The following is an 18,008-nucleotide window of genomic DNA, read 5'->3' on the forward strand; positions in this document are numbered from 1 at the left end:
AATTATTGTCTTTATCGCACCTGTTGTTTTTGAAACTTCGTTCAGGTATTTGTGATATTTCATTCAGGCACCATGACGGGTGCGTTTTGATAAACGGCATGCCTTTTTCAGGCTGCTGTTCGGATCATTGCTCTGGTCATGGCTCCCGCATGGCGTTTTTCCTGGCTCGAATAATAGGCTTCAGTATGTAATCCAACACCGACTTCTTTCCGGTCAGAATATCAACACTGGTCTGCATTCCCGGGATGATCGGCAGTGGTTTTTCGGAGCTGCCCAAATGGCTTTTTTCCGTTCTGACCCGAACAATATAGAAGCTCTGGCCGTTTTCGTCCTGAATCGTATCCGCACTGATATGTTCGACCTGCCCTCTGAGACTGCCGTATATGGCGAAGTCGTAGGCTGTTATCTTGACAATGGCGGGCTGTCGCATTCTCAGAAAAGCGATGTCTTTGGGGCGAATCTGGGCTTCGATCAGTAACTGGTCCTGGAAGGGCACGACTTCCATCAGCTCCATGCCGGGCTGAACAACACCGCCCAATGTGTTGGAGTTTATTTTTTTAACGGTGCCATCAACAGGAGAGCGCACCAGAGTCCGGTTTACCCGATCTTTCTGGGCTGTCAGTGTTTCTTCGAGCTGAGCCATCCTGATACCGTTTTCTTTCAGTTCATGGAGGGCTTTTTGCCGGAAGTTCAGGTGCAGTTCAGGTTCATGCTGCTGAGCTGCCTGCAATGCTGATTCCAGCCTTGGAATGGCTAAGCGTGCGCCGTCCAGATCGCCTGCCAGTTCATTGACCCGCTGCTCCAGCCGGAGCAGCTCCACTTCGGATACCGCGCCCTGTTTAGCGAGTGGTCGGGTCAGTTCCAGCTCCCGGTTTGCCAGCTTCAGGCTGTTCTTCAGGTGCTTTTCCCTGGAGCGCATTTCACTCAGCTCCTGACGACTCTGGTTGACTTTTTCTTGGGCAATTTTTAATTCAGTGTTCAGAGTCTGGCGGCGGTTTCTGAACAGGTTGGTTTCACGGATAATGTCCTTTTCCTGAGCCTGGACATCATCGCCAAACTGCAGTTCGGTTCCGTCGATTTCACTGCGCAGACGATAGGCTGTGGCCTTGAGACTGGAGTATTCAACTTCAGATTCACGGAATGATGACAGGAACCGTGTGTTGTCCAGCTGCATCAGTGACTGGTTGGCCTCAACACGGTCACCTTCACTGACATAAATGTCGGAAATGATGCCGCCTTCGAGATTCTGTATGACCTGAACCCGGGAGGAAGGAACGACCTTGCCTGTGCCCCGGGCAATTTCATCCAGTTTGGCAAACCCTGCCCAGATGAGAAAAATGACGACAGTTGCCAGACAAAGGTAAATCAGCAAACGCCCCCCTCTGGGAGACTGGGTCAGAATGGCAGCACTGGTATCGGGCATGTACTCCATGGATAACTGCTGCTGGCGGTAGTGTTTGATACTGGATAGCAGGCGTTGCCACGCGGACACTTTTGATGTGGACGTTTTTGATGTGGACGTTTTTGATGTGGATGTTGTTGATTGCTTCATAACGTCACCTTTCCCTGTTCCAGAGCTTCAATGACTTTGTCCTTTGGCCCGTCTGCGATCAGATTGCCGCGATCAAAGACGATGATGCGATCAACGAGTTCCAGCATGCTGCTTTTATAAGTGGTCATGATCAGGGTCTTGTCTGCAGCCAGCTCTCTCAGTCGTTCCCGGAACTGGTATTCCGTCAGGCTGTCCATGGCGCTGCAGGGCTCGTCAAACAGCAGAACACTGGGGTTGCTCAGCAGGGCTCTGGCCAGTGCAACACTTTGACGTTGCCCGCCGGACAGGTTGCTGCCTCTTTCCGCCACCGGCATTTGCAGGCCGAGTGGGTGACGGTTGGTAAACTCAGTGACACCACATAGCTCTGCAGCCTCCAGCACTTTTTCATCATCCACATAACCAGCGCCCAGGGCGATATTGTCCCGGATGGTGCCGAAATACAGCTGGGTGTCCTGTGAAACGTAGGCGATGCGATCGCGCAGTTCGTGAGGTGACAGCTGTTGCAGGTCGATGCCATCGACCCGGATATGGCCTGCGGTTGGTGTAAAGAAACGCATTAACAGGCGCTGAAAGGTACTTTTGCCAGATCCCATTCGACCAATGACAGCGACTTTTTCACCGGCTTTGATTTCAAGGCTAATGTTGTTCAGTGCGACGCCGTGTTGTTTCGGGTATTGAAAGCTGACACGATCCAGCAGAATGTTTTTGGAGATATCCGGTGTTTTCAGAGAACTGTTGTGGTTCTGCTGTTCAACAGGCAAGTCCATCACCTTGTTCAGGGCGATCAGGGCTGACTTTGCCTGATAGTAACGGGTTGATAGTCCTGACAGCTGGGCAACAGGCGCCAGACTTCTGCCTGACAGCATAACAGCGGCAATGAGTCCGCCCATGCTCAGGCTCTGATCGACAATCAGGTAAACCCCGCAGACCACAATGCCAATGTTAACCAGTTGGATTACCAGAGCCGACAGTGTCGCGGCAGAGGTGGTCAGGGAACGGGTGCGGATATCCCACATGGCAATGTGTCCGGTCAGCTGTTCCCAGCGGTGCTGCAACTCACCTTCGGCGCTCTTGGCCTTGATACCTTCTATACCGCTGAGTGTTTCAATCAGGGCGGCGTGTTTCTGGGCACTGGAACGCTGGGTGTTTTCAATAGCGGCACGCAAGCCGGGCTGAATAAACCAGCTGTGCAATGCGATGATCACGATGCCTGCGATGGGCACGAATACCAGTGGGCCTCCAAGCAGCCCGACCACCGCCAGAATTAATAGTGTAAAAGGCAGATCCACCAGAGTGGCAACGGTGGATGAGGTGATGAATTCTCGTATGTAATCAAACTCCTGCAGGTTTCTGGCAAATGAGCCCACAGAAACCGGGCGGGCAGAAAACTGGAGCCCGAGAGTCTGTTCAAACATCTGTGCTGATAACAGGATGTCGGACTTTTTTCCGGCAATATCGATAAAGTGAGAACGGGCTTTTTTCAGCAGGTAATCAAGGAAATAAGCTGCTCCGGCACCAATGGCCAGCACCCAGAGAGTGTCTGTTGCGTTGTTGGGCACCACACGGTCATAGACATTCATGATGAACAGCGGGCTGACAATTACGAACAGATTGACGACCACGGAAGCGATAATGACATCCCGGTAGATTTTGCGGGAGCGTAACAGCGTGCCCCAGAACCAGTGACGTTCCGGCAAATTGAGGGTTTCGGGGGTTCTTTCATCGTACTGGTGTTTTTCTTTAACGAAAATCACCTCTCCGGTCATCTCTTGTTCCAGTGCAGCCCATTCGACCAGTGAGCAGCCTCCGGATTCGGTACTGAGCACCCGGTATTGTTTGGCAGAAGGATCATCATCTGAAATGTCAGTGACCAGACAGGCTTTGTTGTTTTTGAGTAGCAGAACTGCCGGGAGTACCAGTTTGTTGAGTTGGTCAAGACTGCTTTTCAGAGGTCTCGCAGACAGACCGATGCGATCAGCAGCCCGGATGAACAGGGGCGTGTCAAGTTGACCGTTTTCAAGAGGCAAGCCTGCAATGAGGGTGCTGGGTGAGGCTGTAATATGATAGTGACGGCACAGCTGAAACAGACATTCCAGCAGCGGGCTGGCGTGCCTGGAAACGCTTTGCTCATCCTTTGTTTCCCTGGCCTGCGGCCTTTGTATATCTTCACTCATAGACAGCTGTTCCCTCTCACCTGAATGTGGTCAAACGATGAACGCCTGATCTCTAAAGAGAGGCTGTCTGAGGAGCTTTTGCACGCCAGCAGAACGCACCTGATGTTCATCAGTTGGTAACCAATTTATATTTAGAAAACGGAATTGGCAGTAGTTATGACCAGAAAATAAACGGTTAGTTCAGAGTACTTTCGTATCAGGTCGCGCCCCTGCACGTTGGTTTGAAGGGTTTGTTGTTATAAGCCGATTTGTGCAATCTTTGATTTGGTTACTATTTGGGATGTTTGTGTATCTATTGTCGCGTGATAATCTACACCTTGTTGCTCGTAGATGACGACCAGCTGATTGTTATTGAGAAACTTATGCCCATGAAGCTTATTGATATTTGTTTCAATTTCTTTGTACTTTGAGCCATCAGGATCAGATAAAGCAATCGTTTTGATGTCCTCATCAGTGATAAATCCATCATCGTTTGTGTCTGCTTTTGCAATGGTAAAAAATATAGCTTTAACAATACTTTTACTATTATCCGCTTCCTTGTTTGAAAGCAGTCTGTAGTCTGTTATTAAACTTTCATTATCATTAAAGAGCCAGGAAGATGAGTTTTTTCCAGCGTTTATGAAAAGCATATTTCTCTGTGAAGAAGATGATTTGTTGTAATATGATTTTGTATAACTTTGTTGTGAAATTAATGGCGCAATAAGATGATCACCATCATTGATATCCTCTATGTACCCAATCATGAAGCCTTCACCGGTTACCTTTTCGGAATCAGTTTTTACAACATTGGTGATGGATCTTTCAACAACAATTTCTTTAAAAACTTTATAGGAGATAAATGACAGAACTGCTATTGCCAACGTGCTTGCGACAGCCAGTACCAGTCCATTATATTGCCAGATAACCCTGAAAAATTTACTTTGCTGCACAATATCTCCACTAGTTCAGAACTGTCTTACAACGATACAAACTACCCAGCTTAAAAAGTAGACGGGATTGCCCGGAGTGCAAGGCGAGGCAGGGTAAGGGGAACCGCCTTCAGAATTGGGGCGGTTCGTGAGGTGGTCAACGTTCCAGTTCGCGTTCCAGCGGAATCATATGGTGTCGGGGCTGTACTACCAGCAAGTCGGTATCAATGTCTGAAATCAGCTGTTCTGCGGTGTTGCCAAGGGCTACGGCGGGCAGGCCGGTTCTGGCCTGGGTGCCCATGACCAGCAGGCTGACCTGCAGCTCGCGACTTAATTCGGGTATCAGTGATTCGGCCGGCCCCGGACGGACGTGGATGTCTTTGGGCATGATGCCGTAATTTTTGGCGTATTGCTGGCAGTGACTGAGGTAGCGGTCTTTGTCCGTAGTGCCATCGCCCTGATCCTGAATGGCGAGCATAGTGGTTGGATGAGCGGTGGACAGATGCAGAGTAGCACCGTACACGTCGGCACTGATTCGGGCGTTTTGCAGAATAGCCTGATTCAGCTGATGATGGTGTTTGTCGTCCGGATCACCGTTAACCGCTGCAAGCATATGAGAGCCGTGATAGGTGCGGTCATGGCGAACCAGTAGAACAGGCACCCGGCACTGGCGCAACAGGTTCCAGTCATCGGGGGTGGAAAAAGCGCTCAGCAGCCCCCCCTCGGGTTTGTAGTCTTTGATGACCAGATGGCAGCGTTCCATCTGGCGTACATGGATGATGGTATCCACCAGAGTCTTGGACCACTTTTCCTGAGTGTGGACTTCAATACCCTGATCCCTGATTCTGGCGGAAAAGGCTTCAAGTTTTTCTCTGGATGCCTCCGATGGTTTTGGATTAGCTGACAATACGTGGAGCTCTGATCCTGTTGCCTTTACAATATCTACGGCACGATTCAGAGCGATCTGTTTTTTCTTGCGCGTATCAATCACAACAAGAATTTTGGCGACTCCCCGCATGGTTCTGACACTCCATTTTCTGTTATTTGACTCTGATCTTACCCAATAAAAAAAGGCAAACGATTGATCTGTGTCAATTAAAATGTCGGTGATTAGGAGTAGCGACGGCGAGTTGCAATGGTGTAACCAGAACTTATACCAATTCCCCTTTCTAAACATGAATTGTGCAGCCATTCTGAATCACGGGAGCTGCATTGGAACTCCTCGCAATCCCCAAAGAGCACAAGTAGCTCGCTATTACTCGTCGTTCCGCCTTTATGCCCTTCAGGGTATTGTCCCGCGACCCGGAATGGCTTGCTCATGGTCATATTTAGAAAGCGGAATTGGTATTACACCAGCCATGGGTTGTCACGCTTGCCCGATAGACGTCTGATCAATTTCAGGGTTATGAATGAACAGGATTTGACATGGCAGGATCTTCACCAATACTTGAGCTGGTTTCAGCTTACCCTGTGAACGACCTATGGCACGCTTTCTGATTAGTGTTATAAAACTTCTGGCGTTTATCAGTTCTTTTATTCCGGTGTCGGGTTATAGCGGGTCTGGCTCCTATACGCACAGCTGCCCTGACGATCAGGAAGTGCGTCTGGTTTTGCTGATAACCGGGAGCTTCGAAACGGGCAGGGGGCTGCAGTCTCAGCTTGCTGTTGGCCTTTCCGTCTCGGGTGACTTGCCTGATAACAGATTCTCTCGTCTGGTTTCTGGCTGTGATGAACTGTGGGGCGATCGTTCACCGAGTATCTGTCACCTGTATCTCAAAGACCCGTTGTGGTTTGGTCTCGGGAACATGCCCTGCCCGGTATCATTTGAAAATACCGATAGAACCCTGAAAATCGGCTGGTTCAGCGGTGAGGTCCAGAAAGAAATGACAATCCATACTGGTCAAATCTGGATACCGCAGGGACTCAGGCTTATGGTTGGTCTTTCCACTGCCGTTGCTGAAAAGTCTTCCGCTGATACAACTGATACAACTGATACAGGCAATAAACCAGAAGTTGATAGTCACCTGACCGCTACGAATGACAATCACTTTCCGCCCGGGGACGGTTTTGCAATGATTGACAACACGGTTTTCAACCGTCTGCCCTCTGCAGTTGTCAATAAGGACTCAACCCTTGACGGGCTGGATATTTTTTCTTTGTCCCGGTTTCAAAAAGGTTTAATACAACGCGGAGTTGACGCTGGAGCTGGTGTCTTTTTGTCTGGGCAGCAAAAGCAAATACCTCACAGGTTGCAGTGGTTATTAGAGTTAAGGCGTTCAAGCTTGGGGGGAACGTTGGTGAGCTACATGTATCCGGGTAGTTCGTCAGATGCTCCCGGCTTGGATCAGTTAGCTGAAGATATTGTCAAGATTTTAGGTGAAAGCATGATACAGACCATTGCTGAAAATTTTGATTTCCCGGGCGCAAGTGCTTTAGGGATCGTAAAGCATTTACTGGTGGAAAATAATCATGATAAGAATCTTGTTTTGTCAATTTTTCAGGATGTTGGTACAGACCAGAGAGAGGCAGAGCCACAGGGAGCGTGTGGTGGCTCGTATGAACCAGGTATTGATAAACTGGTCAGTAAATATGGGGAGAACCTTGAAGAGATTGTTAAACGGGGGTCAATCTGGCCAAAAAATACGCCGGTAAGCGAAATCATTATTCAACTTAAAAAGTCCTTTAGTGGTTCATTGACAGCCGTTGAAAGCTATCTTGAAGACGAGTTTTCTAAACCGGATGCATCTGAAGAAGATGATCCTTTCAGACGAGAAAACACCGAAAATCCATCATTATCCAGTGACTTGGGTGGGAACCTTCTTGATAGGAGAGGAAAGAGAGAAATGAGGAAAAGGAGGAGAGGGAGGAGAGGGAGTGAAGAAGAGAGGGAATCAGACGATGAGTTCTATCTTTTACCAAGTGAGTTTGCAAATTTAGGCTTTGAAGACGTGCCTAAGGTCTTGCCCGAGGAAGACATGAAAAAGCAGGCATATGAAATGTTGCTTGGGGCTCAAGGAAGTAAGGATATTGATGCCACTATGTTTGCACAAGGTTTTTATAAATCTTGGCGCCTCTTTCTGGAACTTTTGCCAGAGGATGAGGATGTGAGGGGAGTTTTTTCTATGAGAGAAACAGGTGAAATGGATGAAGAATTTATGACCATTCTAGTGATCAATAACCTTAAAGAGATCATTAGATATCTGAAGACTCAGCAAACTCATGACCTTAGAGAGCTATTACTTAAGATTATTAAAAAGAATAACTTGTATTAACCTGTTCTGTGCTTTCAAACATTCCCAGAAAAACCGTTAACAGCATTGCATGACCCGATAAGCATGACTATAGAGTCTGGCTGGACTGGGTTACTATAGCAGTCTTTGAGCCATTATCAGTGCATCGACCGTCGCTGGTCTGATAATAAATGCAGTATGGGAATATAAATATGTTAAGAAATAACCTGTCAGCTCCTTTGTCGGACCTGTTTCCGGATCTGGCGGCTTTTTTAGGTTGCGGAACACCGGGTGAATGGATAGAAAAAGCATTAGAAAATTCAGATATCTTATTGATTGATCATGCAAACTGTGAAAAAAAGGCGGCCTCTACAGCATTAAATCTGATGTTCAAATACATTCATCATGAAGATCTGCTAAACAAAATGTCGCGGCTGGCACGGGAAGAGCTGCTGCATTTTGAGCAGGTGCTGGCCCTGATGAAGAAAAGGAATGTCCATTACCGGCCGTTATCGGCTTCCCGCTATCCGGGGTTGATGCGAGAGCAGGTGCGTCCCCGGGAGCCCGGGCAGTTGGTGGACATTCTGGTTGCGGGTGCGTTTATTGAGGCTCGCTCCTGTGAACGGTTTCACAAACTGGCCTTTCATGTGGACGATGAGCTGGCAAAATTCTACCGCTCACTGCTGTTGTCGGAAGGGCGGCATTTCAAGGATTATTTGATGCTGGCTGAAAATATTGCCCAAACGGATATCTCCGATCGGATTGCCGTATTTGCTGCCATTGATCAGCAGGCGGTTGAATCAGACGATCAGCAGTTTCGTTTTCACAGTGGCAAGCCTGCGTTGAAAATCTGCTGATTCTTCTGTGTGAAGTGGCTCGCGAGCCGGGCGCTGTTAAGTGGTCAGAGGCTGAACCGTTCTTGAAGCAAGCCCTTGTCACTGGGCAGAACCCAGCCAAACTGATCCCAGTCTCCCAGAACAATGCGCTGACCAGTGCCTGCTGATAATGGCACGGTGTGGGTGTCCGGACGGTGTGTATGTCCGTGTATCAGGGTTTTTACCTGATACTGTTCCATGACCCGAATCACTTCGTCATGGTTAACATCCATGATCTCCAGACTTTTACCGGTTTTCGCTGCCTTACTATTAGAACGGATGCGAGCCCCCAGCTTTTTGCGATAGCTCAGAGGAAGCAGGCGTAAGAATCCCAGTACCAGCGGATGGCGAATCCGTCGTCGATACTTCTGGTATTGTTCATCATCGGTGCATAACAGATCGCCATGCATCAGCAGGATTTTTTCACCGTTCAGCTCAATCGTGCAGGGGTCATTGAGCCAGCGAGCTCCGGTCCGTTTGAGGAACTGACGACCTACTGCAAAGTCACGATTGCCGGGCATGAAGAACAGTTGGTGGCCTGCGTTGGTATACTGCCTGAGTTTGTCGGCAATGTTCCGGTGGAACGGCTCCATGGCATCATCCCCGACCCAGTACTCAAAGAAATCGCCAAGAATGTAAAGTGCGTCGGATTTGGGTGCCTGCTCATCCATAAATCGCAAAAACGCCCGGGCAATGTCCGGGCGTTCGGGCGTCAGGTGCAGGTCGGAAATGAACTGCGCCTGCATTTAGACCAGTTCCGCAGACTCAATAACAATGTCTTCAGCCGGTACATCCTGATGGCCGGCACGGAATGTGGTTTTGGCGCCTTTGATCTTGTCAACGATCTCGGTACCTTCTGTCACCTTACCGAATACACAGTAGCCCCAGCCATCCTGGGTTTTGGCGGAGTGGTTCAGGAAGCCGTTGTCAGCGACGTTAATAAAGAACTGACAGGAGGCAGAGTGAGGATCCATGGTACGAGCCATGGCGATGGTGTAACGATCGTTCTTGAGGCCGTTGTCGGCTTCGTTTTCAATGGCGGCATTGGTGGACTTCTGAACCATGCCCGGCTCGAAGCCGCCGCCCTGAATCATGAAGCCGTCGATGATGCGGTGAAAAATAGTGCCGTCGAAATGACCGCTTTTCACATACTCTTCAAAGTTTGCAGTCGTTTTAGGCGCTTTTTCAGCGTCCAGTTCCAGCTTGATGTCGCCGAAATTGGTGTGCAGTACAACCATGTGGTTACCGTCGTTTCAATGGATTGTTTCAGTAAATAACTGTGCCCTGAGAACATCTACAGGGTTCAGGGCAGGAGAGTCAGCCATTTTAGGCGTTTATGTCGTCGGTGTAAAAGCCGTTGGTGGCGTCTTTGGTTATCTGGTTGAACCGTCAGTGATTATAATGGTAGTCTCGCATGTTTGAAAAAGTTTCATGAATTTGATGCTGGGCTACTCTCCATTAGTTCTGAGCTATCAGAACTGCACCATTAGAACTGCGAGAGCATCGTGAGTAGTCGGGTATCTCCCTCCCAAGATACTGGTTGCAATGAGCACAACAGACAAACCAAGTAACTTTCTGGAGCAGATCATTGAAAAAGATCTGGCCGAAGGTGTAGTAACTTCTATCCATACTCGTTTCCCGCCAGAGCCGAACGGCTTTTTGCATGTCGGGCACGCGACTTCCATCTGTTTAAACTTTGGTCTGGCCGAGAAATTCGGTGGCCAGTGTAATCTGCGTTTTGACGACACCAATCCTGAAAAGGAAGAGCAGAAGTACGTTGACAGCATCCAGGAAGATGTGAAATGGCTTGGTTTCCAATGGAGTGGCGAGGTTCGCTATGCCTCCAGCTACTTCGATACCTTTTATGAGTGGGCTGTTCACCTGATCAGGGAAGGCAAGGCTTACGTGGATCATCAGGATGCCGGGTCCATGGCCCGTAACCGTGGTGACTTTAAAACTCCCGGTGTGGAAACGGCTGACCGCAAACGCTCTGTCGAAGAGAATCTGGCCGAGTTTGAAAAAATGCGTGCCGGTGAGTACGAAGAAGGCAGCTGCAGTCTGCGTGCCAAAATTGATCTGCAGCACCCGAACATGAATATGCGTGATCCGGTGCTGTACCGTATCCGCAAACAGAGCCATCATCAGACCGGTGATAAGTGGTGCATTTATCCAAGCTATGACTTTGCCCATGGTCAGGAAGATGCTATCGAAGGCATTACGCACTCTATCTGTACCCTGGAGTTTCAGGATCACCGTCCGTTGTACGAATGGTTTATCGAGAATCTGCCGGTGCCCCATAAGCCGCGCCAGTTTGAGTTTGCCCGTACCAACCTGAACTACACCATTACCTCCAAGCGCAAACTGAAGCGTCTGGTGGATGAAAATTTTGTGACGGGTTGGGAAGATCCCCGCATGCCAACGGTCTCCGGTATGCGTCGCCGTGGTTACACTCCGGCCTCTATTCGCAAGTTCTCCGACATGGTGGGCGTTAGTCGTACCGATGGTATTGCCGACATTTCCATGCTGGAACACGCTATTCGTGACGATCTGAACCAGAATGCACCGCGTGGTATGGCGGTACTGAATCCATTGAAAGTGGTCATTACCAACCTGCCCGAAGGTGAAGTGCAGGAGATGACGGCGCCGATGCATCCGAGTAAGGAGTTGGGCGAGCGTACTCTGCCGTTTACTCGTGAGCTTTATATTGACCGTGGTGACTTCACCGAAGATACGACCTTGTCCCGCAAAAAGTTCAAGCGTCTGGTCAAGGGTGAATATGTTCGTCTGCGCAGCGCTTACGTGATTAAAAATGACGAAGTGATTAAAGACGAGAACGGTGAGATTGTTGAAATTCACTGCTCCTATGTGCCGGGTACCGTGGGTGAGAATCCGCCGGAAGGTGTTAAGCCACGCGGAGTGATCCAGTGGGTATCAGCCTCCCATGGCAAGCAGGTTGAACTGCGTATGTACGATCGTCTGCTCACGCACGAAGCACCGGACAAGGGTGAAGAAGACTTTATCACCCATATTAACCCGAACTCTCTGGAAGTGAAGCAGGCCTGGGTTGAACCGGGTCTGGCGGATGCTGCGCCGGAGCAGGGCTTCCAGTTTGAGCGTGAAGGTTACTTTGTGGCGGATCGTTACGATCACAGCCCTGAGCACCCGGTATTCAACCTGACCATCGGACTGAAAGATACCTGGGCCAAGAAGGTCTGAGGATAGGATGCACAGCAGCCTTCAGTCATTAATGGTGGCTGTGGGTTGCAGAAACTGCCTGAATGACAGGCTACAGGACATTGAAAGTGCTGCAGATTTACAACACCCTGACGCGTAAAAAAGAGCCGTTTCAGCCGATTGATGAAAACCATGTTCGCATGTATGTGTGTGGCATGACGGTATACGACTTCTGTCATATTGGTCACGCCCGTACTGTGACCGCGTTTGATGTGGTAGCCCGCTACCTTCGGGCGAAAGGTTACAACCTGACTTACGTGCGTAATGTGACTGATATCGATGACAAAATTATCAGGCGTGCCATTGAAAATGGCGAGACCATTGATGTACTGACCGATCGAATGATTGCTGCCATGCGTGAGGACTTTGAACGTCTGGGTAATCTGCCTCCGGACCAGGAGCCACGTGCAACCGAGCATGTGCAGGGCATGATCGATATGATCAGCGGCCTGATTGAGAAAGGCTTTGCCTATGCGCCGGGTAATGGTGATGTTTACTACCGTGTGCGCAAATTCGAGGGTTACGGCAAGTTGTCAGGCAAGGTTCTGGAAGAGCTGGAAGCCGGTGCCCGTATCGACGTGGATCAGAGCAAGGAAGATCCTATGGATTTCGTGCTCTGGAAAGGCGCTAAAGTAGGCGAACCGTTCTGGTCATCCCCGTGGGGCAATGGTCGCCCTGGCTGGCACATTGAGTGCTCTGTGATGGGTAAGTGCTGCCTGGGTGATACGTTCGATATTCACGGTGGCGGTTCTGACCTGAAGTTCCCGCACCATGAAAATGAAATTGCCCAGTCTGAAGCACACAACGGTGCAACCTTCGTTAATACCTGGATGCATTCCGGGGCGATTCGTATCGACAATGTGAAGATGTCCAAGAGTCTGGGTAACTTCTTTACCATCCGCGAAGTGCTGGAGCAGTTCCCGGATGAAGTGGTGCGCTACTTCCTGATCTCTTCGCACTACCGCAGTCCGGTGAACTACTCTCAGGAAAGTCTGAAGGAAGCGGCTGTCCGCCTGGAACGTCTGTATACGGCCTTGAAAGGTCTGAAGCTGGATGGTGTTGAAGCTGTGGCTGGTTCCGAGTTCGAGCAACGTTTCTTTGCAGCCATGGATGATGACTTTAATACGCCGGTGGCTTTGGCGGTTCTGTTCGATCTGGTGCGTGAGCTGAACCGGGTTCGTGCCGACGATGAACAGCAGGCATTGCCGCTGGCGGCATTGCTGGTGAAGCTGGGTGGTATTCTGGGTATTGTTCAGGGAGAGGCTGAAGCATTTTTGAAGTCAGGCAGCGATGTGGATGAAGCCTGGGTCGAGACTATGATTCAGAAGCGTGCCGATGCCAAGAAAGCCCGTGACTTTGCGGAATGTGACCGCATTCGTGATGAGCTGGCTGCGCAGGGTATTAGCTTGCAGGATGGCCCTCAGGGAACGACCTGGCGAGTGGAGCGCTAAGTCAGTCATTAACGACATTTGTTGTTTCTTAAACGCCTGTGAAGTTTTTTGCAGGCGTTTTTTTATACAGCTTTTCTGGTTCTGTGATTTTGCGCGTTAATAATTGTTAATTTAAGTCAAAGTTTGTGGGTTGCTTTTGTGGTAGGTTTTGATCCAGGGGGTGAAGGATTGCCTCAGAAATGGTTAGAAGCTGTTCACGATCTTATTGAGGGCTGCAAATGTCGATAAATTGCCCCTGCTTTTTGATCTCATTCGTTGCGTAGCACCACTACGCGCCTCATGAGATCAAAAAGCAGCAACAATTTCTCACCATTTTCGCTTTCCTCAAAAGATCATGAACAGCTTCTTAGAAAAAAGTGGGTATAAGATAACGTTATTCTGAATTGATTTGGCTGTAGCAGGCCGGATAGGGGGAAAGGGTCTATGAGTGGGGGGTTGCAGTTGCCGGTTCTTCTGCTCAACAAGGCAGATTTTAAATCGACGATTTCTATTCACAACAAACGTTGGCACTGCATTGATATCAGCCCTGTTACCTGTATGCCGCCGGGTATTCTGGTGGTGAGGATGACCTACCGCAATAATTTTAATTTCAAAATATACGCTTACAAAACCTACAATCTCAGCAGTGACCGGCACTATGAAGTGAAAGCCATTAACGCTCTGGCAGGTTACGAGTTATATCGTTTGACTTCCCAGGTGGCGACTCGATGTCCGGTGAATTATGTGATGTCTTATCAGGTGTTGCTGGAAGACGAAGGTCTGAAGGCTGTGCTTGACTCGTCAGAGAAGACGGAAAATTACTACAAGCTCACTCATATTAATGAGCGTGTAACGGTCTTTCTGCCAAAAATCTCCATTGATGTTGTCAGGGAAGTGGGAAAAACCGGCGGTAAGGATGTTTCTACGCTGGGTGGGCTGATTAATAACACTGAAGGTTTGCATCAGTTGGATGCCATGTTGTCAGAATATAATGCAGCCTATGCCGAATGGAAGAACAGTCTTTCCGCTTGAACTTGTTTACTCATTGCGGGGAGAAGGGCAGCGACATCAATGAGGATATTCGCTGCCAGCAGTAGCCCTGGGAGGCTGTCCGAGAAGATGCATGCATCAGTCGTGAAGATGCTCGGCGGCGTACAGGGTATTTTCCAGTAAGGTGGCGACGGTCATCGGGCCGACCCCTCCGGGAACGGGCGTAATCCAGCCTGCTTTCTGGCTGGCGCTGTCAAATTCAATGTCGCCCACCAGTCGGCCGTCGTCCATGCGGTTAATGCCGATATCAATGACAATCGCACCGGGTTTAACCCATTCTCCTTTAATAAGACCCGGTTTGCCCACCCCGACAACCAGAATGTCAGCCTGTGACACGACTTCCTCCAGATTACGGGTAAAGCGGTGGGCCGTGGTGGTGGTACAACCTGCCAGCAGAAGCTCCATGGTCATCGGACGCCCGACAATGTTGGAGGCACCAATAATGACTGCATTCTTGCCACGGATCGGTTCGCCAGTGCTTTCCAGCAGGGTCATTACACCTTTAGGAGTGCAGGGGCGCAGTAGCGGGATGCGCTGTACCAGTCGGCCAATATTGTAGGGGTGGAAACCGTCCACATCCTTGTCAGGGCGTATGCGTTCAATCACCAGATCGGTATTAATGTGTTCCGGGAGAGGGAGCTGTACCAGAATGCCGTCGATGGTCGGGTCATCGTTCAGTGTATCGATCAGTTCCAGCAGTTCGCTTTCCGAGGTGGAGGCCGGCAGGTCGTGAGAGACGGACAGAAAGCCCACCCGTTCACAATCTTTTCGCTTTTTGCCCACGTAGACTCTTGAAGCAGGGTCTTCACCGATCAGAATAACAGCCAGCCCCGGTGCTCTGAGGCCTTGTCCGGTTCTTTCTCTGACCTGATCAGCAATGGTCTCGGTCAGCGTATTGGCAATGGATTTGCCATCAATAATTGTCGCGGTCATGTTCGTCATGTTTAACGGATTTAGTCTTATCAGCAGACAAGTGCATCATTTTAACAGCCGCGGGCAGTGTTAGGCAGAGTTGTTGGCAGAATAATTGCGGTTGTTTACAACTAAACGACTGTGTAAGATTGGCGCGTCTTCTCAACAGGTACTTTTGTTGTGAGCATTTGTTGTGAGTAGTGGCCTGATTATCTGGATGATTGGTTTTTACTGAATTATCAGAAGGTTAACCCAACAGGTTGCAGGCAATGGTCTGGATAAAAGAGCATTGACGGCAAGGTCTGATCTGGGTAACATGCGCCGCATCACTGACAAGCGACAGCGCGAAAGTTGATCCGCTGTTTTGCAGGCATGTTAGGTTGATGATGTATCGGGGTATAGCGCAGTCTGGTAGCGCGCCTGCTTTGGGAGCAGGATGTCGGGAGTTCGAATCTCTCTACCCCGACCATATTTTTAAAGAGTACTTCAGGTCGGAGTGTTCTTGAGCGATTTGAAGATCGTTCGGAAATAAGTCGGTTGATTTAATTTTCTGGTTCGGTATTGTTTAAAGCGTTCAGTTTGCGCCCGTAGCTCAGCTGGATAGAGCAACGGCCTTCTAAGCCGTCGGTCACAGGTTCGAATCCTGTCGGGTGCGCCATACCTTCTTAAATTAAGATGTGATGGCGAAGTTAAAAAGTTAATGGTGGGCATAGCTCAGTTGGTAGAGCTCTGGATTGTGATTCCAGCGGTCGTGGGTTCGAGCCCCATTGTCCACCCCAATTTAAACTACATATAGTCTGTAGTAACAATCAAATGTGTATGTCTATCAGTATGCATTTGTACAAAGTTAGATAGCAGCGCAGTAAAGTGCTCTATGCGGATGTGGTGGAATTGGTAGACACGCTGGTTTTAGGTACCAGTGCCGCAAGGCGTGAGAGTTCGAGTCTCTCCATCCGCACCAGTTGACTATACGGGGATAAGCTTGCTTATCCCCTTTTTTTGTATCGGAGAAATGCCCGGTTACCAGACGGGTGGTATGGCTACCGCTAGTCCGTTGTTTCACTATTGAAAGGCCTCAACAGGGAAATGGCGTGAGAGTGTAAAAAGATGCGTAAAGGTGTCGGTGTGCGTGCTTCTTTTGTGCGTATCTGGTGCATCGGTTGCGGTCTTTTGCTAGTCTATGCCGCTTTATCGCAAATTCGGTAATCAGGTCCAGTATTGAGGAACACAAATGCAAGTCTCCCTTGAAACGACTTCCGGTCTGGAACGTCGCCTGACCATCGTCATTCCAGCTGAGAAAGTAGACGGTGAAGTCGCCAAGCGTCTGAACGATATGTCCCGCCGTGTGCGTCTGGATGGTTTCCGTCCGGGTAAAGTACCTGCCAAGGTAATGAAGCGCCGTTACGGTCTGGGTGCTCGTCAGGAAGTTCTGGGCGAACAGATGCAGCAGGCATTTGTTGAAGCAGTGACTCAGGAAAAGCTGAACCCGGCTGGTGCGCCGACTGTTGAGCCAAAGGCTGACGAAGAAGGCAAGGATTTCGAATTCGTTGCGACCTTCGAAGTTTACCCTGAAATCGCGCTGGGTGACTTTGCTTCCATTGAAGTTGAACGCCCTGTTGCTGATGTTAAAGACGCTGACATCGACGAAATGGTTGAAACTCTGCGTAACCAGAGCAAAACCTTTGAAGACGTTGAGCGTGCTGCTGAAAACGGCGACCAGATCGTATTCGATTATGTTGGCACCAAAGGTGGTGAAGAGTTCGAAGGCGGTAAAGCTGAAAACTCTACACTGGAACTGGGCTCTGGCCGCATGATTCCGGGTTTTGAAGACGGTCTGGTGGGTGTTTCCGCTGGCGAAGAAAAGACTCTGGAACTGACTTTCCCTGAAGAGTATCACTCTGAAGAGCTGAAAGGTCAGGCGGTTGAGTTTGCCTGCAAGGTACACAAGGTTCAGGCTGCTTCCATGCCAGAACTGAACGACGAATTCTTCGCTCGTTTTGGTGTGAGTGAAGGTGGTCAGGAAGCGTTCCGCGCTGAAGTTCGCAAGAACATGGAGCGTGAACTGCGTCAGGCTGTTAAAGGCAAGGTGAAGAACCAGGTAATGGACGGCCTGCTGGCAACCAACGAGATTGAAGTACCTTCTCCTCTGGTGGCTCAGGAAATCGATCGCATGCGTGAGCAGGCGGTTCAGCAGTTTGGTGGTGCGCAGGGCGGTTTCGATCCTAAGCAGCTGCCAGCAGAGCTGTTTGAAGCAGACGCCAAGAAGCGTGTTGCCCTGGGCCTGATCGTTGGTGAAGTGGTTAAGCAGCGTGAAGTGAAGGTTGACGACGACCGCGTTCGCGCCATGATCGAAGAAATGGCTTCCGCTTACCAGGAGCCTCAGCAGGTGATCGACTGGTACTACAGCAACGAACAGCAGCTGTCTCAGGTGAAGTACGTGGTACTGGAAGAGCAGGTAGTTGATACCGTTCTGGAAAATGCCAAAGTATCTGAAGCTGAAGTGAGCTACCAGGACGCTATCAAGCCTGCTGCTCCGGAAGCCGCTGAAGAGCAGGAAACTGCTGAAGAAGCCTGATCTCCGGGCTGCGATTTAGGAAAAGTTTCTGGTGGTCTGTAAAAAAGCTTTTGAAACAGACCGCCGGT

13 protein-coding genes and 4 tRNA genes are annotated in these 18,008 nt (G+C 49.6%); 10 read left to right on the top strand and 7 right to left on the bottom strand.

From position 1 onward, the window contains the following. Nucleotides 1–136: 136 nt before the first annotated feature. The 4 genes from EZMO1_RS10910 to EZMO1_RS10925 form a co-directional block, all read right to left on the bottom strand. Nucleotides 137–1,552, bottom strand: coding sequence for an HlyD family type I secretion periplasmic adaptor subunit (locus EZMO1_RS10910; protein ID WP_051789452.1), 1,416 nt, complete (start codon nt 1,550–1,552; stop codon nt 137–139). Further along, a complete protein-coding gene (locus EZMO1_RS10915; RefSeq protein WP_051789453.1) occupies nt 1,549–3,726 on the bottom strand; it encodes a type I secretion system permease/ATPase in 2,178 nt (725 codons plus the stop codon). Before EZMO1_RS10915 ends, EZMO1_RS10910 begins: the two co-directional genes overlap by 4 nt. 236 nt (nt 3,727–3,962) lie before the next feature. Beyond that, a complete protein-coding gene (locus EZMO1_RS10920) occupies nt 3,963–4,655 on the bottom strand; it encodes a hypothetical protein (protein ID WP_034873222.1) in 693 nt (230 codons plus the stop codon). Between the two features lie 136 nt (nt 4,656–4,791). Further along, complete coding sequence (locus EZMO1_RS10925; RefSeq protein WP_034873223.1) at nt 4,792–5,652, bottom strand: universal stress protein; 861 nt, start codon at nt 5,650–5,652, stop codon at nt 4,792–4,794. A 463-nt stretch (nt 5,653–6,115) separates the two neighbouring features. Between EZMO1_RS10925 and EZMO1_RS10930 the strand changes: the two genes are divergently transcribed. Then, nucleotides 6,116–7,906 carry a hypothetical protein gene (locus tag EZMO1_RS10930; RefSeq protein WP_034873224.1) on the top strand — a complete coding sequence of 597 codons (1,791 nt, stop codon included), beginning with the start codon at nt 6,116–6,118 and terminating at the stop codon, nt 7,904–7,906. Between the two features lie 170 nt (nt 7,907–8,076). After that, the gene (locus tag EZMO1_RS10935; protein WP_051789455.1) at nt 8,077–8,721 is read left to right on the top strand and encodes a MiaE family protein; all 645 of its coding nucleotides are present in this window, start codon (nt 8,077–8,079) and stop codon (nt 8,719–8,721) included. Between the two features lie 44 nt (nt 8,722–8,765). Here EZMO1_RS10935 and EZMO1_RS10940 read toward each other — a convergent pair whose 3' ends face one another. Beyond that, nucleotides 8,766–9,485, bottom strand: a complete 720-nt coding sequence (locus EZMO1_RS10940) for a UDP-2,3-diacylglucosamine diphosphatase (protein ID WP_034873225.1) — start codon at nt 9,483–9,485, stop codon at nt 8,766–8,768. Then, complete coding sequence (locus tag EZMO1_RS10945) at nt 9,486–9,977, bottom strand: peptidylprolyl isomerase (protein WP_034873226.1); 492 nt, start codon at nt 9,975–9,977, stop codon at nt 9,486–9,488. Nucleotides 9,978–10,284: 307 nt separating this feature from the next. Here EZMO1_RS10945 and EZMO1_RS10950 point away from each other — a divergent pair, with 307 nt between their 5' ends. The 3 genes from EZMO1_RS10950 (at nt 10,285) to EZMO1_RS10960 (ending at nt 14,435) form a co-directional block, all read left to right on the top strand. Next, nucleotides 10,285–11,955, top strand: coding sequence for a glutamine--tRNA ligase/YqeY domain fusion protein (locus EZMO1_RS10950; protein WP_034873227.1), 1,671 nt, complete (start codon nt 10,285–10,287; stop codon nt 11,953–11,955). An 86-nt stretch (nt 11,956–12,041) separates the two neighbouring features. Further along, on the top strand, nt 12,042–13,424 hold the full coding sequence (gene cysS, locus EZMO1_RS10955; protein WP_244886747.1) for a cysteine--tRNA ligase: 1,383 nt from the start codon (nt 12,042–12,044) through the stop codon (nt 13,422–13,424). A 423-nt stretch (nt 13,425–13,847) separates the two neighbouring features. Next, nucleotides 13,848–14,435: a hypothetical protein gene (locus EZMO1_RS10960; protein ID WP_034873229.1), complete on the top strand. Its 588-nt coding sequence runs from the start codon at nt 13,848–13,850 to the stop codon at nt 14,433–14,435. Between the two features lie 96 nt (nt 14,436–14,531). Here the strand turns inward: EZMO1_RS10960 and folD are convergent, their stop codons facing one another. Next, nucleotides 14,532–15,386, bottom strand: coding sequence for a bifunctional methylenetetrahydrofolate dehydrogenase/methenyltetrahydrofolate cyclohydrolase FolD (folD, locus tag EZMO1_RS10965; RefSeq protein WP_034873230.1), 855 nt, complete (start codon nt 15,384–15,386; stop codon nt 14,532–14,534). Between the two features lie 371 nt (nt 15,387–15,757). Between folD and EZMO1_RS10970 the strand changes: the two genes are divergently transcribed. The 5 genes from EZMO1_RS10970 to tig all read left to right on the top strand — a co-directional run bounded on the left by EZMO1_RS10970 (nt 15,758) and on the right by tig (nt 17,940). Next, nucleotides 15,758–15,834: transfer RNA gene (locus EZMO1_RS10970), tRNA-Pro, on the top strand. Nucleotides 15,835–15,946: 112 nt separating this feature from the next. Further along, nucleotides 15,947–16,023: transfer RNA gene (locus EZMO1_RS10975), tRNA-Arg, on the top strand. Nucleotides 16,024–16,068: 45 nt separating this feature from the next. Then, a tRNA-His gene (locus EZMO1_RS10980) sits at nt 16,069–16,144 on the top strand. 97 nt (nt 16,145–16,241) lie between these two features. Continuing rightward, nucleotides 16,242–16,326 (top strand) — tRNA-Leu (locus EZMO1_RS10985). 270 nt (nt 16,327–16,596) lie between these two features. Beyond that, nucleotides 16,597–17,940 (top strand): trigger factor, encoded by a 1,344-nt coding sequence (gene tig, locus EZMO1_RS10990; protein WP_034873231.1) that lies wholly within the window; start codon nt 16,597–16,599, stop codon nt 17,938–17,940. Nucleotides 17,941–18,008: the final 68 nt, after the last annotated feature.

It is taken from the genome of Endozoicomonas montiporae CL-33 (assembly GCF_001583435.1).
GTDB lineage: Bacteria > Pseudomonadota > Gammaproteobacteria > Pseudomonadales > Endozoicomonadaceae > Endozoicomonas_A > Endozoicomonas_A montiporae.

What these genes read in the sequence shown, in the direction of transcription:
- tig (WP_034873231.1), top strand. Translation starts at nt 16,597, where the DNA reads ATGCAAGTCTCCCTTGAAACGACTTCCGGTCTGGAACGTCGCCTGACC.
- EZMO1_RS10930 (WP_034873224.1), top strand. Translation starts at nt 6,116, where the DNA reads ATGGCACGCTTTCTGATTAGTGTTATAAAACTTCTGGCGTTTATCAGT.
- EZMO1_RS10945 (WP_034873226.1), bottom strand. Translation starts at nt 9,977, where the DNA reads ATGGTTGTACTGCACACCAATTTCGGCGACATCAAGCTGGAACTGGAC.
- EZMO1_RS10925 (WP_034873223.1), bottom strand. Translation starts at nt 5,652, where the DNA reads ATGCGGGGAGTCGCCAAAATTCTTGTTGTGATTGATACGCGCAAGAAA.
- folD (WP_034873230.1), bottom strand. Translation starts at nt 15,386, where the DNA reads ATGACCGCGACAATTATTGATGGCAAATCCATTGCCAATACGCTGACC.
- EZMO1_RS10935 (WP_051789455.1), top strand. Translation starts at nt 8,077, where the DNA reads ATGTTAAGAAATAACCTGTCAGCTCCTTTGTCGGACCTGTTTCCGGAT.
- EZMO1_RS10940 (WP_034873225.1), bottom strand. Translation starts at nt 9,485, where the DNA reads ATGCAGGCGCAGTTCATTTCCGACCTGCACCTGACGCCCGAACGCCCG.
- EZMO1_RS10950 (WP_034873227.1), top strand. Translation starts at nt 10,285, where the DNA reads ATGAGCACAACAGACAAACCAAGTAACTTTCTGGAGCAGATCATTGAA.
- EZMO1_RS10915 (WP_051789453.1), bottom strand. Translation starts at nt 3,726, where the DNA reads ATGAGTGAAGATATACAAAGGCCGCAGGCCAGGGAAACAAAGGATGAG.
- EZMO1_RS10960 (WP_034873229.1), top strand. Translation starts at nt 13,848, where the DNA reads ATGAGTGGGGGGTTGCAGTTGCCGGTTCTTCTGCTCAACAAGGCAGAT.
- EZMO1_RS10910 (WP_051789452.1), bottom strand. Translation starts at nt 1,552, where the DNA reads ATGAAGCAATCAACAACATCCACATCAAAAACGTCCACATCAAAAACG.